The sequence below is a fragment of the Lelliottia sp. GFLA7 genome, assembly GCF_056490165.1.
Window position 1 is genome coordinate 1 of record NZ_JBWLAQ010000099.1, and the last position, 427, is coordinate 427.

A 427-nucleotide genomic window follows, 5' to 3' on the forward strand; every position below is an offset into this window, starting at 1 on the left:
TGCGACAGGAGCGACGCCACCGGCGTCAACTCGCTCAGCTCGGCCCTGCAGTCCGGGCAGCCGTCCAGGTGGGCCTGCAGCGCGACGGCCTCCGGTTCGTCGAGGCGCCCGAGCGCGTACATCCCCAGCCAGGTGTGCATCTGCCGGCAGCGATCACTGGTCACCGTGCCACCCCATCTCCTCCAGTACGAGCTTGAGCGCCTTGAGCCCGTAGTACACGCGACTGCGGACCGTCCCCACCGGGATTCCGAGTTGCGCAGCCACTTCGGTGGCGGGCCGGTCGCGCAGGTGCACCTCGACGAGCACGACGCGGTGCTGTTCGGACAGCCGACGGAGCGCCTCCTCGACCTCCAGCCCCACCAGCAGCTGCTCGAGGGGGCGCTCCTCGACGGGGACGTCCGGCGGCTCGGCGTCCGCGAGCCGGGGC

2 protein-coding genes are annotated in these 427 nt (G+C 71.9%); both read right to left on the bottom strand.

All coding sequences use genetic code 11. The features are described from left to right. Positions 1 to 140: anti-sigma factor family protein (locus tag AC07RN_RS21345; protein ID WP_478337277.1), on the bottom strand; the 140-nt coding region annotated here is incomplete at its 3' end. A gap of 13 nt (positions 141 to 153) precedes the next feature. After that, a partial coding sequence (locus tag AC07RN_RS21350; RefSeq protein WP_478337276.1) for a sigma factor-like helix-turn-helix DNA-binding protein occupies positions 154 to 427 on the bottom strand: 274 nt, incomplete at its 5' end.